Raw genomic sequence first — 13,974 nt, 5'->3', positions numbered from 1 at the left:
AGCCCCGGCAGGCCGCCAGGTTGCTGCGCCGCTCCCGCGGGAGCGGCGCGAGGTTACTCCGCCAACAGGAGGCGTCCGCTGCCTGCGCGCTTCGCCTCGATGAGGGCGGCGTCGGCTTTGCGGATGAGGTCCTCCGGGTCCACCCCGTCCGCCGGGAACTGGGCGATCCCGGCGCAGACGCTCAGGTGGACGGGCATGCCGTTCCGCCCCACGAAGGTCTCGTCGGCCACGGCCCGCTGCAGCCGGGCGATGATCGACGCCGCCGGGCCGGCCGGCGTCTCCGGCAGGATCACCACCACCTCGTCGCCCCCGTAGCGGGCGGCGACGTCCACGGCCCGCAGGTTGCGCTGGATCACCCCCGCCACCTTGGCCAGGACCTCGTCCGCCACCAGCAGCCCGTGGCTGCGGTTGAGCTCCTTGAACCCGTCCAGGTCCAGCATCACCAGCGACAGCGGCTTGTCGTAGCGCAACGCCCGCTGCATCTCCTCACGCAGCCGCAGGAAGAAGTAGCGCCGGTTGTACAGCCCGGTGAGCTCGTCGGTGATGGCCAGCCGCCACATCTTGGACATGAGCTCGAAGTTGGCCAGCAGCCAGGCCAACTGGGCGGCCACCACCGAGATGACCTGGAGGTCTTCGGGGGTGAAGTCGCGGGCGCCCGAGAGCTTCCCCAGGTTGAGCACGCCGATGACGCGCTCCCGGCTGCGGATGGGGATGATCAGCGCCGAGCGGGGCCGTGGGGTCGCCCGCGGCGACGGCAGCTCGCCGTAGAGGAGGCGCGGGGTGCCCTCCGCCGCCACCTCGCCCGCCGGACCCTCCTGCAGGCCGATGCGCATGCCCGGCGTGACCTCGGCGCTGAGGCCCCGGGCGGCCACGAGGGCGAGACCATCCCCGTCCCGCAGGAGGATGGACCCCTGCTCCGCGTCTACCCACTGGAGGAGGCGGTCCAGGTAGCGCTCCAGCGTCTCCTCCAGGTCCTGCCCGGGAGCGACCTCGGCGGCCGTGTCGATCAGCCAGTTCAGGGTGGCGTGCAGGCGCACCGCTTCCATAACCATTTCCCTATGCCCGGGCCCGAGCCGGCTGAGACCGCCCGGCAGGAGGCCGCGGGCGACGGATCGCGGGCCGCGCGCTGGCCTGCCGACGGCGGGACGACCGCTCCCTGAACCGGCGGCCGGGCACCCGCCCGGAGCGCGGACTGACAGAACGGCGCCGGGCGGACCCACCCGGCGCCGTCTCCCCGGGACATCCCGGCCTCCGGCCCTACGGCCGCGCCTCGGGCAGGACGAAGGTGTTGGAGACGACGTTCAGTCGCAGGCGGGGCAGCGGCTGCTGGGGCGAGATGGCGAGCTGGGTCATGGCGATGAAGCGGGGGAAGTTCTCCAGCCGGCGCAGCATGCTGAGCAGCGTGTCGTAGGTCCCCTCGAAGGAGAGCTCCAGCCGGAACTGCTGGTAGGGCGGGGCGGCCGGCTGGGCCTGCTGCCCCTGCCCGGAGGCCGGGGCAGGGGCGGCCGCGGGCGGCTGCCCCTGTCGCGGCCCGGCGCCGGCCTGGCCGGTGGGGGCCTCCAGGGCGCCGGGGCGGATGAGGTTCATCTTCACCCCGACCTCACTGGCCACCGCCTGCATCTGACGCAGCAGCGTGGGGATCTCCCGCGCCGGGGGCAGCTTGGCCTCGATGGCCTGGATGCGGTCCTGCAGGGCCCGGTACTCCCGCTCCAGGTCCTCGCGCTGGGCGGCCAGCTGCTCCATCTCCGCCACCTGCTGCTGCTTCTGGGTGAGCTGCGCGCTGAGGCGGCGGATCTCGTCCTGCTTCCCCGTGTAGACGAAGAAGTAGAACCCGGCCGCCAGCGCCAGCGTGACGAGCACGCTGACGAGGAGTCGCTCGCGTGGGCTGGTCTTCATCGGCTGCTCTCCGGGGTGGCGCCGGGCTTGACCAGGCGTCCGGTCACCTGGAAGCGGACGACCTCGACCTCGCCCACCCGCTCACGCTCGGCGGAGCTCAGGTCGAGGCCGTCGAAGAGGCGGCTGGACTCCAGGTTGTCCATGAGCCGCGCCACCGCCACGAAGCTCATGGCCATCCCGTCGATGGTGAAGGACCCGGTGTCGGGCACGTTCAGGGTAGTCATCCAGACGTCCCGGGGGATGAGCACCCGGATGTTGGCCAGGATGGAGGAGGCGGGGAGCTGGCTGGCCAGCAGCTGCGCCAGCAGGTCCTCCTTGCGCCGGGCCTCCTCGATCTGCCGCTTGAGCGCCTGGACCTCCGCCACCTGCGGTTGCAGCTCGGCGATGCGCGCGTCGGCCCGGCGCAGCTCCCCCTGCAGGGCGGCGAGGCGGGCGGAGAGGCTCAGGTAGACGACGACGAGCACGACGAGCACCGCCACGGGCAGGGCGACCGCCAGGAGCGCCCCGCCGGGCACCTGGCGCCGCGGCCGCCGCGGCAGGAGGTTGATCCGGATCATCGCTCCTCTCCCCCTCTGAGCGCGAGGCCGACGGCCACCGACATCACGGGGCCGGTGGAGGCCAGGACGTCGGGGCCGAAGGCCGCGCCGTTGACCTCCAGGTGGGCGAAGGGGTTGCCGACCTCGACCGGCAGGCCCAGTTCGGCGGCCAGCACGCGGTCGAGGTTGCGCAGCCGGGCCAGCCCGCCGGTGAGCACCACCTGCGAGACCACGGCGGCGCGCGTGCGCGTCTGGTAGTAGTCCAGGGAGCGCCGCACCTCGGTGATCAGGTCGCCCACCTGCGGGGCGATGGCGTCGTGGATGCGCTGCACGGTCAGGTCGTCGGGGATGGCGTTCTCGTCCAGGATCTCCCCGCGCTCCTCCAGCAGCTGCCGGGCCGCCCCCTCGTCCAGGCCCATGGCCTCCTGGACGGCGTGCACGAGCGAAGTGCCGCCGATGGGGATGTTGCGCGTCAGCCGCAGGCGGTCCCCCTCGGTAATGACGATGTCGCTGGCCTCGGCACCCAGGTCGATGAAGACCACGGTGCGCTCCGGCGCCTGGGCGGGGCGCAGGGCCCGCAGCACGGCGAAGGACTCGACGTCCACCACGATGGGGGTGAGGCGGGCCGCCTCCACCGTCTCGATGATGCGCTGGACCACGTCCTGGCGCGTGGCCACCACGACGACGTCCAGCATCTTGCGCCCGTCTTCGGTGGACTCCCCCAGCACCTGGTAGTCCATGTAGACGTCCTGGATGTTGTAAGGGAGGTAGCGCTCCGCCTCGTAGCGGACCGCCGCGGTCAGCTCCTGGGCGGTCATGGGCGGGACGCGCACCTCGCGCACCGTGACGTTCTGGCCGCCGGCGCCCACGACGACGCGGTCGGTGCGGATGCCGGCCTTGTCGAAGAGCGCCCGCACCTGCGCCCCCACCTCGTCGGGGGCGACCGGCACCCCGTCCCGGAAGGCGCCGGCGGGCGAGGGGAGCGTGGCCATGCGGGCCAGCCGGTAGGTGCGGCCGGCCCGGACCAGCTCCACGACCTTCAACCGGTCGCTGCCGATGTCCAGCCCGACCAGGGATCCGGAGGAGAACTTGAACAGGCCCATGTAGACAACCGCCTCTGGTGATCTCGGACGTCCCGGCTCCGCTCCCAGGAGTGTTATCGGCCGGGAGGCGCCGGAGAACAGGGCGGGCCGACGACGTGGCGGCGGCCCGGCCGTCCGCGTATTCGACGCGAGCCCGCCGGGCCCTGCGGCCGGCTGCCTGCCTCGGTGCCCTTATGCCCGTTTGGAGGATCCTTCAGGCGCGCCTCATGCGGGAAGGCGGCAGGCTGCCCGGTGGGGGAGGCGGGGCGACGGCCGGGCCGGGCGGCGCCGGGGCCCCGAGGAGCGGCCGTTCGGGGGCCCCTCAGGGCGCGCCCAGCTCCATCCAGCGGGGGCGGTCGTAGAGCGAGTCCTCCCGGCCCACCCCGGGTCCCCGGCGGGCGGCGTAGACGCCGGTGAGGGGGAAGAAGGGCGGGGAGATGGCCGAGCGCAGGCGCGGGTCGTAGGTGAAGTCGCGGCCGTAGCCCTTCGGGGGTGAGGTGATGGCCCCGAACTCCCCGAACCGAAACTGGACGACGCTGCCGAGGAAGTGTACCGCGCCCTTGTCCGGCACCGTGTCCCACCCCTTCACCCAGAACTGCCCGTTGGGGGCCAGGACGGCCGCATCGACGTACAGGTCGCGCGGCGTGACGAACCCGTCGATGGTGATCCGGCCGCCCAGCGACCACAGGCCCAGGACGTTGCCGGGCAGGTCGAGCGGGTCGGTGACGACGGGCGGGCGCTCGTAGACCAGGTGGTCGGTGATGTGGATGTCGCCGCTCGCGGCGATGGTCAGGCGCGTGTCGCGCTGCACCGTCCCCCACAGGCCGCCGGGGTTGGCGGGATTGGCCGAGTTGCTGCGGATCTGCCCCTCGACGTAGACCATCCCGTTGAAGAGGGCGGTGTAGGTGGTGCAGGTGGCGAACCCCGGCCCCTGGCAGGCCTGGATGCGCGTGCCGGCGGGGTCGAGGACGATCTTCCGCGTGCGGGCGGTACCGCACCCGGCGGTGCAGGCGCTCTCGACGATGATGACCTGCCGCCCGCTCTCGACGCGCAGCTCGAGGGCCTGCACGTCCCCCTGGATGTAGAGGCCCCCGCACCCCAGGCTCCCGCAGGTGTCCATCACGTAGATCCCCGGCGGGGGCGGGCCGCCGACGTCGGGCAGGTCGCTGGTGCCGCGCCGGATGGCCGCGGGGCCCGGCGGACCGCCCCACAGCGGGGTGTCGCCGACCGCGGCCCGGGCCGGGTGGACCGACCCGGGGCCGGTGAGGGTGGGCGGCGCGAGCGGGGCCACCCGGCGGATCACCGCCCCCTGCACGGCGTCGCATGGGGCGCCGCCGCTCGTGCCGCTCGACTGCTGCGGCAGGAGCGTCACCGGGCGGTCCTCGGTGAACCCGCAGTTGTGGTAGCGGATGTCCGCGTCCACCTGGGTGGTGCTCGGGTCGTTGAACGTCGGCCGTCCCCAGATCTGGAAGCGGCTGTTCGTGTGCACCGGTCCGGTGAAGACGCTCGTGGTGTACATCCAGGTGGCCGAGTCGGCCGGGTCGCTGCTGAGGATCCCCAGCGCCCATTCGTGGTAGGCCGCCCGCTCGATCAGCATGGGGAACCCGGTCCCGCTCCCCGTCCATGCCGCGGTGGGGGGCTCCCAGGCGTCGCAGGGGACGGCCCCGGTGGGCGGACCGACCAGGCAGACCGTCCGCTGCGCGTTCCCGGCCGTCCCTGTCGCCACGATCCGGTAGTCGAACCACATCAGGTAGCGCTCGGGGGCGAGCGGGCCGCCGACCTGACAGACCACGCCCGTCCGCCGGGTGGGCCGCAGCGTCACCGTGGCGTGGAAGCGCCCCAGCGAGCGCCCCGCGGGGCTGTCGGTGAGCTGCACGGGAGCCGCGGGCGTCCCCACCGCCAGCCGCACCTCGCGGTTGGCCGCGTCCTCGACCCAGTCCGTGCTGCCCAGCGTGAGCGGGTAGGCGAAGTCCCGCACGATCTGCCAGGCACCGGCCCCCGGAGTGCCGGTCTGTTCGGCCGTGCAGGGGGCGAGGAGCTGGCTCTGAGCGGCACCGGCCACGCGGACGTTGAGATCGACGGCAAAGCGCTGGCGGAGCTCCCCCAGCGCGTAGTAGGCGCCCGCTTCCGCAGCGGCGAGGGCCTGGACGCTGCGGAGCTGGTCTGCGGACATGGTGCGCTCGCCCATGGTGGTGAGGGCCATGACGCCCACGAGCAGCGTGAGCACGAGGATGGTGGCCAGGGCGGCCATGAGCGCCACCCCACGTTCGTCGTCGACCAGGTGCACGAGGAACCGGACCGGCATCGCGCCTCGAACCTCCCTGCTCACCGCGGCGGCGGGGGCGTCGGCGGTGGTGTGGGTGTGGGTGTCGGCGTCCGTGTGGGGGTGGGCGTCGGCGCGGGCGTCGGCGTCCGCGTGGGGGTGGGGGTCGGGGTCGGCGTGGGCGTCGGTCGTGGTGTCGGCGTCGGTGTGGGCGCGGGCGTTGGCGTCGGAGGCGGAGTGGGTCGTGGGGTCGGCGTGGGCGTGGGCACGGGCGTGGGGGTTGGCGTGGGTGTGGGCGGCGCGATCGCCCGCCCGGGCGTCGGGCGCCCCGGGACCGTACCCCCTCCCCCGCTCCCGCCGCCCGCCCCTGTGGGGGCCGAGCGCAGGAACAGGTCGGTGCTCACCCGCCACAGGCCGAACGGCAACCGGGTGGAGCGGCGTACCCCCACGCGGGCCTGCAGCCTGACCACGTCCCCCGGCGCGGGTGAGGCGGTCGGCGTGCACCCCCCGGCCGCGTCGCAGTACTCGACGTGAAACTCCTCGATGCGCGCCGCCAGGACGATGGCCCCGGAGGTCACCGGGCAGCCCGGGCCCGTCCCGTCCACCAGCTCGCGCCGCAACGTCGGCGGCGTGCTCGACCCGTCGTGCCGGAAGCGGACCCGGTAGCGGCACCCCGGGAAGATGGGGTTGTCCGGCGGGACCTCCACCGTGACCCGGTCGGGGCAGAGACTGCCGGTGCACCCCGCATCGGCCACGACCGCTTCGGCCCAGCGGACCTCCTCGGCCAGATGGTCCATCCCCCGGCGCGCAGCCTGCTGCGCCTCAAGGAACTCTCCGCTCACCAGGACCCCTGAGGCAGCGCTCACCGCCATCGCATAGAGCCCCACCGCGGCGATGGCGAGGACCGCCAGGGCCACGACCACCTCCAGCAGGGAGAGGCCGCTGGCCATCAGCCGGCGAGACCTGGACACGCCCACCGCCCTCAACTCCGCCACCACATCCCGCGCAGGATCGCGGAGGAGAGTTCGGCCCGCAGCAGGCCGTCGTGGTAGACCCGCACGGTCACCCACTTGACCAGGTTGCTGTCCGTGGCGGCGTTCCCCGTGATGGGGCACGGGGGCCCGGTCGGGTCGCGGGCCACGCGGCAGGGCACCGGGGCGGACGCCATCGCCACCTGGTCCACCAGGATCTCGTAGGCGTAGGCCCCGAAGGGCGGGGCGAAGGGGGTCGGGCCTTGCGAGGTCAGGGCGTCCCAGGCCGCGGTCCACTGCGCCAGGGTGGGCTGGGCCTCGACGCGCGCCCGCACCTCCTCGAGCGTGCGGGCCGCCAGGTTCGCCGCCACCGTCGCGCTGCCGCTGCGGTTGGTCACGACCAGGATGGTGGCGGCAGCACGCGCCGCAAAGAGCAGCGCCAGTGCCGCCAGCGTGAGGGCCACCACGACTTCCAGCAAGGTGAGGCCGCGCTCGGCCCATCGTCCCTGCCCGCGGCGCGGGATCCGGGTCGGACGCGCACGGCAGGGAGGGTGAGACAGGTTTCCAGGCGGCCAGGGCACGAGACGCCACTCCCTCCACTCGGCCGTGAGTGCTGCAGCGACAAGGGTTGTCGGCTGGTCTGTGAACACGGGCTCATTCGACGCCCCTGGCGCGCGTCCCTCGTTTCGCTACATTTGCTGACATTTGGTCGCAGGGGGATGGACGGGAGCGTGCCGGGAGTTTGGCCTGAACGTCCGGGGAAGTTCTCCCGATCCGGCTATGGGGCGAGCTCGACGCGGCCGCCCACGTTCACCACCACGCGGCGCTGCCCCCCGCCGGGCGTGCGCAGCACCACGGCCCCCGCGTTGGGGTTGCCGAACGGCGAGACGGTCATCGTGTTGCCCGCGAAGGAGGTGCTGGCCAGGTCGATGCGCGAGGGCAGGGTCACGGCCCGCAGCGGCTGCCAGCCGGTGGCCGGGCACCCGGTGGTGACGTCCCACGGATCGGTGGTGAACTGCAGGGTGTAGGCCTCGCCGGCCGGGTCGAAGGTCACCCGCCAGCAGCGCCGCTCGGTGCGGGCCCGCTGCTCCACCAGGCGCAGGTCCCCGACCAGCGTGCGGGCGGCGCCGGCCAGCCGGCGGTCGTCGATGAGGCTGCGGCCCCCCAGGCTCAGCGCCAGGAGGATGCCCAGCAGCACCACCACCACGACCACCTCGACCAGCGAGAGGCCCTGCTGGTCACGGCCCGGTCCAGCGGAGGAGCGTCCCATCGCCATCCCTGTTCCGTCCGCCTCCGCCATGCCCCTGCCGGCCTAGTCGCGCACCAGCTCCTCCCAGATGGGGCGGTCGTAGAGGAGGTCGACGCGATCGCGCGGGTCGGGCATGTTGGGCCACAGCAGCGCGGTGAACTGCGTGGTCAGCGGGATGAACGGGGGGGCCGTGTTGTAGAGGAAGCGCTGGTCGAAGGCCATCTCGCGCCCGTACCCGGTGATGGGATCGAAGCCGCCGAACTCCCCGAAGCGCTTCTGGGTGGCCCCGCCCAGGAAGTGGAGGGTCCCCTTGTCGGGCAGCCTGTTCCACCCCTCCACCCAGAACTGTCCCCACGGCGCGAGCACCCCGGCGTCGATGTAGAGGTCGTTGGGGGTCATGTCCCCCACGACCGTCACGTCCCGGGGACGGATCCGCGGCGCGTCGTCGCGCGGGTTGCTCGCGTCGCAGGAGGACGGGTCGCCGGTGCGGGGGCTGGAGCACCAGGCGTACAGCCCGAGCACGTTGGCCACCGGGTCAGTGGGCCCGGTGGGCGGCTGGGCGTAGACCAGGTGGTTGGTCACGCGGATCTCGCCGTCGGCGGCGATGGTCAGGCGGGTGTCGGGGTGCACGGTGCCGTACAGGCCGGTCCGCGGGTCGCGCGGATCGCTCAGCACGCTGCCGTTCACAAAGAGCATGCCGTTCCACTGCTTCCCCGTGTCGACGCAGGCGGCGTCGTTCCAGGCCACGGCCCCCGGACAGACGCGCACCGCTCCGCCCGGCAGGAGGACGAACTTCTTCGCCGGGACCGCGGGGTCGGCGTGCACGACCACGATCTCCTGCAGGCCGGCGCGGCAAGGCATCGCCGTGCACTGCAGCACCAGGTTGCGGACGTCCCCATGGACGAAGATGCCGCCGCAGGTCGCCGCGGCGCACTCGTCCATGAAGTAGATGCCCGGGGGCAGCCGCACGCCGTTGATCGTCTGGTTGCGGGCGGCGACGTCGATGGCCGGGTCGGTGGTGCGGCTGCGCACCTGGGCTTCACTGGGCTGGAGGGGCCGCGTGGTGGGGGCATCGCCGATGACGGCGCGGAAGGGGCTGTAGTCCCCGGGCGGGTTCAGCACCTGCACGTTGTCGGCCGGCCCGCGCGCCAGCGGCGCGCCCTGGTAGGCCGGCCGGTCGCAGGACGGGTTGCTGTCCGCGGCGAGGAGCTGGGGCGTGCCGCAGTTGCCGAAAAGCACGTTGGACAGGACCTGGCTCACCGTGGAGCGGAACGTCGGGGCCCCCCAGATGGCGAAGCGGCTGTTCGTGTGCACCGGCCCGGAGAAGACCGTCGTGTCCACCAACCAGACCGGGTTGGTCGCGTCGAACGCCGTGTCCAGCGTGGCCGAGGCGAAGCAAACGTAGCAGCGCAGCCCGATAACCAGGGGGAACCCCTGGTCGCTGTCCCATCGCGGGTCGCCCTTGTCGGGGGCGGCCAGCCAGGCGCCGCAGGCGGCGGTGTTGGCCACGGACTTCAGGCAGATGGTGCGGCGAGCCTCCTGGGTGACGCCGGTGGCCACGATGAAGTAGTCGAGCGGCATGCGGAAGTACTGCGGGGGGAAGGGCGGCGGTGGCTGGCAGTCGTTGGACCCCGGCCCCGGGGAGTTGTCGGCCGGCCGCACGTAGACCGTGGCGTACCACGCGCCCACGACGTTCCCCGCCGCGTCGCGGACCTCGATGGGGACGGCCGCGCTCCCCAGCGGGAGCCAGGCGTAGCGCTGCGCGTCGTCCTCCTGCCACTCGCCGGGGTCGCCGGCGAAGGCGGCCACCACCTTCCACGCCTGGCCGCGGTTGGTCTGGCACCAGGTGCGCAGGAGGTTGCCGTCGGCGAAGGTCACGCGGGCGGAGAGCTGGTTGGGGTGGCGCAACCGGTAGCGCAGCTCGGCCAGCGCGCGGTAGGCGCCGGCCTCGGCCAGGTGGAGCGCCTGGGCGCCGCGGCTCTGGGCGTAGGAGAGACCCGTCTCGCTCATCGTGGCCATGGCCAGCGCGGCCACGACGATGGTCAGGACGATGACGGCCAGAACGGCGCTCAACAGGGCCACGCCTGCCTGATCGCGACCGAGGGCCTTCCACATCGTCGAGGTCACCTCTCCTCCTGGCTCAGCGGCCCCGCGGCGTCGGCTTGGGCGTCGGGGTCGGGGTCGGCGTCGGGGTCGGCGTCGGCCGCGGGGTCGGCGTCGGCCGCGGGGTCGGCGCAAGCGTGGGGGTGGGTGTCGGCGCCGGGGTCGGCCTGGGCGTCGGGGTGGGCGTCGGGGTGGGTTTGGGGCTCGGTGACGGGCTCGGTGTCGGCAGCGGGGTCGGTGGTGGCGGTGGCGGCGTGGGTCCCGGCGTGGGCGTCGGGGCCGGGGTGGGCGCCGGCGTCGGCGTCGGCTGGGGGGTCGGCGTGGGACTCGGTCGTGGCGTGGGGGTCGGTGTCGGCGCCGGGGTCGGGGTGGGAGGCGGGGTGGGCGTCGGCGTGGGGGTGGGCGTCGGGGTCGGCGTGGGGGTGGGCGCGCCGGCGCCGAGCGTCACGACCGGGCGCGGCGGCGGCGTGCCCGCCACCGGGGGAACAGGGATCCCGGGCGTGGCCACCGCGCGGCGGAGGAAGACATCGCTCTGCACCGCACCCTCCAGGAGCCCGGCCCCCTGGGCCGGCGCCAGCCCGGCGGGGCGCGTCAGCCGCAGGTCCACCTGGATGCGGACGACGTTCAGGGGGATCGTGGTGGGCGCGTTCGCGGCGTCGAAGTAGCGGAAGACCACGTCGCTGACCTGCGTCGCCAGCACCGTGGTCGTCGTCGCGACGCCGCGCTCCTCCACGCGCTCGAGCTGCTGGCGGGCGGCGTTCAGCCGAAAGGTCACCCGGTAGGCGGTGCGGGTGAGCGGGTTGTCAGCGGGGATGGCGAGGGTGACGCAGTCGGGCGCGAGGGCCGGCGCCGGACAGGCCAGGGTGGCCACGTCCACGCCGGCGGCCCACCGGGCTTCCTGGGCGATGCGCGAGAGGCCGACGCGGGCCTGCTGCTGCACCTCCATGAAGGCCTCGTTCACACTCGCCGAGCGCAGCGACTCGCGCACCATCCCGTACAGCGACCCGACGACGATCACCAGGACGGCGATCCCCACGAGGACTTCGAGCAGGGTGACGCCGCGCGTGGCCCGCGGTGGCGGCCAGCGCCGCAGCGTGGGGATGGGACCGCGCCGGCGCATGGGCTAGCGGTGGTACGCCCCCCGCAGGATGGCCGTCGTCATGCGCACGACGCAGATGGCCTCGTCGGGCAGGGCTGCAGGGTCGAGCTGGCAGGAGACGTGCGGTGGGGGCCGGCGCGTTGTCCCCTCGCCCGGCACGGGACGGGCGCGGAAGTAGACCTCGACCGTCACCCAGCGGACCCGGTCGTCCACCGAGGGGTCCTCGTCGCGCGCGCAGTCCGGGGCGTAGGGGGAGGCGCCCGGGAGGCTCGGCTCGACGTTCCAGGCCGGCAGGAGGAGCGCCTCCTGGCCCGCCCGCGCCGTCACCGCCGCCTCGTTCACCAGGATCCGGTAGCTGTACGCCCCGAAGGGCGCCGCGAATGGGATCGGGGGATCGCTGGGGTTGGGCGGGGTGTTGGCGATGGCGCAGAAGGCGTTCCGCCAGCCCACGCGGGTCGTCTGGGCCTCCACCGACGTGCGCAGCTGCTCCAGTTGACGTGCCGCCAGTCCCGTCGCCACCGTCACGCTCCCGCCCTGGGCGGTGACGCTGAGGATCGTGAGGAAGGCCCGGGTGATCAGGAGGATGACGGCCGCCAGCAGCGACAGCGCCACCAGGATCTCGATGAGCGTAAATCCCCGCTGGCCTCTCATCCGGCCCATCCCGGCTCCCCTCCCGAAGACCGTGCCCCGTTGGCGTGCGCTCCAGACCGTCCCCCGCGCTCCCCGAGGCGACATGCCCGGCCGGGGGAGGCCCGATCCGCACGCCGGCCGGGCTGCCGCCCGGTATGGGAAACGGCCGGTTCCGGTGGATTTTCCGGGGGTGGTCAGGCGTCTGTCCGTCCGCCGGATGGCGGCGCCCCTGGGCCCCACCAGGGCTGGGTGTGGTGACGATCCCCTCCGGCGTCACGGCGACCGCTGGGGCACGGGGATCTCCTGCCAGACCGGCTTGTCGTAGAGACTGTCGGGCGGGCGTCGCACCGCCGCGAAGCGCGCCGACCGCGGCAGGGCCGGGGGGGTCCGGTCCTGCAGCCGCCTGTCGTGGCGGATCACCCGGGCGTACCCCCGCCGCAGGTCCGCCAGGGGGTCGAAGGATCCCACCGGGCCAAAGGTGGCCTGCACGATGCCGCCCAGCAAGTGGAAGGTCCCGCGGTCCTCCACCGTGTCGTGCCCGTCCACGGCGAAGCGGCCACGGGGGGCGAGCACCACCGCATCGACGTAGAGGTCGCGGGGCGCCTCGGCCCCGTCCACCAGCACGCTGCCCGTCGTGCTGTAGAGCGCCAGGAGGTTCACCGCCTCGCCCCCCCGCCCGGGCGGCTCGGCGTAGACCAGGTGGTCCACCAGACGGATGTCGCCCGAGGCGGCGATGGTCAGGACGCTGTCGCGGTGCACCGTTCCCGACAGGCCCCTGATCGCCCCTTCGACGAAGACGACCCCGTTGGGACGGCCCCGGTAGGTGCGGCCGGCCCCGGCGCGCTCGCCCTGGCCGACCCGCACCTCTTCCGCGGCCCAGTCGATCTCCACGCGCCAGACCGGCGACCGTCCCTCGGCCAGCCGCAGCAGGATCACCTGGCGGGGGCCCTCGGCGGCCAGCACCATGCGCTCCACGTCGCCGCGGATGTAGAGCCCGCCCGGCCGCCGCGTGTCCGGGTGACGCACCGAGACGCCGTCGTTGGCCACGAGCACCGCGCCACGCGCGCCGGCCTGGTCGGCGGTCGCGCGCTGGATGTCGGCGTCGACCGGGTCGGGCCCCTCGGGGTCGAGCCCCAGGGCCGCGCGCGCCGGCTTCGGCGGGCTGTCCGGGAAGGCCACGCGCGAGACGCCCAGGTGTGGCTGCCCGCCCCGGTACACCGGGTGGTCGCCCGCACAGCTCCCGCTCCTGGGATTGTCGGCCTGCCGCAGGCTCACCGGCGCGCCGCAGTTGCCGAAGCGGATCGTGGGCGCCGCGCTGCTCACCGGGCCCCCGAAGACCGGCGCCCCCCAGATCCACCACTCCCCGTTGGTGTGCGCGGGGCCGTCCACCACGGTGCCGTCGGTGAGCCAGGTCTCTGAGGTGTCCAGCAGCAGGAGCGCCCACCGCGCCAGGCTGGCCCGCTCCAGTAGGAGTTCCACCGGCCGGTCGGGCGGGCTGCTCAGGCGCACGCCGCGCCGCGCCCCCCCGGCCGACCCCACGGAGAGGACCTCGTAGTGGACGAAGAACCGGTAGCGTTCCTCCGCCTCGGCGCCGGACCGGCATTCCGGCGGTGGCGCGTCACCGCCGGCGGAACGGACCCGGACCGCGGCGGTGAACGTGCCGACCTCTCGCCCGTCCCGGCCCAGCGCCGCGATGGGTCGTCCGCCGCCCAGCGCCAGCACCGCCTCACTGCGGCCGGGATCGGCCCCCCAGTCGCTGGGACCCTCGAAGTGGGCAAACTCCGCCACGACCATGGCGCCCTGGTCGGATGCGCACCACGCCGCCAGTACGTCACCTATCGCCGTGGCCAGACGGGCGTCGAGCTGCACGGCGAGGCGGTGGCGCAGCTCCGCCAGGGCACGGTAGGCCCCGGCCTCGGCCAGGAAGAGGGCCTGGGCCCCGCGCAATTGCCCGCTGGAGAGGGCCGTCTCGCTCATCGTCGCCACCACGAGCGCGCCGACCAGCAGCGTGACGATGAGGATGACCCCCAGCACGGTGACGAAGATGACCCCGTCCTCCCGCCCCAGCGGGCCTCCCCGGCCGGAGGTCAGCCGCATGCGCAGCGCCGCACCTCGCACCGGGGCGGGACGGGTGTGCCGGGGCAT

General features: G+C 74.0%; 12 protein-coding genes. All 12 read right to left on the bottom strand.

What is annotated here, in order from left to right:
- Nucleotides 1-53: 53 nt before the first annotated feature.
- Nucleotides 54-1,046 (bottom strand): sensor domain-containing diguanylate cyclase, encoded by a 993-nt coding sequence (locus RB146_05110; GenBank protein ID MDQ7828359.1) that lies wholly within the window; start codon nt 1,044-1,046, stop codon nt 54-56.
- 211 nt (nt 1,047-1,257) lie between these two features.
- Nucleotides 1,258-1,896 (bottom strand): type 4a pilus biogenesis protein PilO, encoded by a 639-nt coding sequence (pilO, locus tag RB146_05105; GenBank protein ID MDQ7828358.1) that lies wholly within the window; start codon nt 1,894-1,896, stop codon nt 1,258-1,260.
- The gene (locus RB146_05100) at nt 1,893-2,453 is read right to left on the bottom strand and encodes a PilN domain-containing protein (GenBank protein ID MDQ7828357.1); all 561 of its coding nucleotides are present in this window, start codon (nt 2,451-2,453) and stop codon (nt 1,893-1,895) included. Before RB146_05100 ends, pilO begins: the two co-directional genes overlap by 4 nt.
- Nucleotides 2,450-3,535 carry a type IV pilus assembly protein PilM gene (pilM, locus tag RB146_05095; GenBank protein MDQ7828356.1) on the bottom strand — a complete coding sequence of 362 codons (1,086 nt, stop codon included), beginning with the start codon at nt 3,533-3,535 and terminating at the stop codon, nt 2,450-2,452. The genes RB146_05100 and pilM overlap by 4 nt, the downstream gene beginning before the upstream one ends.
- 301 nt (nt 3,536-3,836) lie before the next feature.
- Nucleotides 3,837-5,819 (bottom strand): hypothetical protein, encoded by a 1,983-nt coding sequence (locus tag RB146_05090; GenBank protein MDQ7828355.1) that lies wholly within the window; start codon nt 5,817-5,819, stop codon nt 3,837-3,839.
- Between the two features lie 20 nt (nt 5,820-5,839).
- On the bottom strand, nt 5,840-6,748 hold the full coding sequence (locus RB146_05085; GenBank protein MDQ7828354.1) for a prepilin-type N-terminal cleavage/methylation domain-containing protein: 909 nt from the start codon (nt 6,746-6,748) through the stop codon (nt 5,840-5,842).
- A gap of 11 nt (nt 6,749-6,759) precedes the next feature.
- Nucleotides 6,760-7,329: a prepilin-type N-terminal cleavage/methylation domain-containing protein gene (locus RB146_05080; GenBank protein MDQ7828353.1), complete on the bottom strand. Its 570-nt coding sequence runs from the start codon at nt 7,327-7,329 to the stop codon at nt 6,760-6,762.
- Nucleotides 7,330-7,526: 197 nt separating this feature from the next.
- Nucleotides 7,527-8,024: a GspH/FimT family pseudopilin gene (locus RB146_05075; GenBank protein ID MDQ7828352.1), complete on the bottom strand. Its 498-nt coding sequence runs from the start codon at nt 8,022-8,024 to the stop codon at nt 7,527-7,529.
- Nucleotides 8,025-8,060: 36 nt separating this feature from the next.
- Nucleotides 8,061-10,079, bottom strand: coding sequence for a hypothetical protein (locus tag RB146_05070; protein MDQ7828351.1), 2,019 nt, complete (start codon nt 10,077-10,079; stop codon nt 8,061-8,063).
- A 58-nt stretch (nt 10,080-10,137) separates the two neighbouring features.
- The gene (locus RB146_05065; GenBank protein MDQ7828350.1) at nt 10,138-11,220 is read right to left on the bottom strand and encodes a prepilin-type N-terminal cleavage/methylation domain-containing protein; all 1,083 of its coding nucleotides are present in this window, start codon (nt 11,218-11,220) and stop codon (nt 10,138-10,140) included.
- Between the two features lie 3 nt (nt 11,221-11,223).
- Complete coding sequence (locus RB146_05060; protein MDQ7828349.1) at nt 11,224-11,859, bottom strand: type II secretion system protein; 636 nt, start codon at nt 11,857-11,859, stop codon at nt 11,224-11,226.
- 243 nt (nt 11,860-12,102) lie between these two features.
- Nucleotides 12,103-13,974 carry a DUF4900 domain-containing protein gene (locus tag RB146_05055; protein MDQ7828348.1) on the bottom strand — a complete coding sequence of 624 codons (1,872 nt, stop codon included), beginning with the start codon at nt 13,972-13,974 and terminating at the stop codon, nt 12,103-12,105.

The organism is Armatimonadota bacterium (genome assembly GCA_031081585.1).
GTDB classification, from domain to species: Bacteria; Sysuimicrobiota; Sysuimicrobiia; order Sysuimicrobiales; family Humicultoraceae; genus Geohabitans; species Geohabitans tengchongensis.
This window is presented reverse-complemented; position numbering and strand designations above follow the sequence as displayed.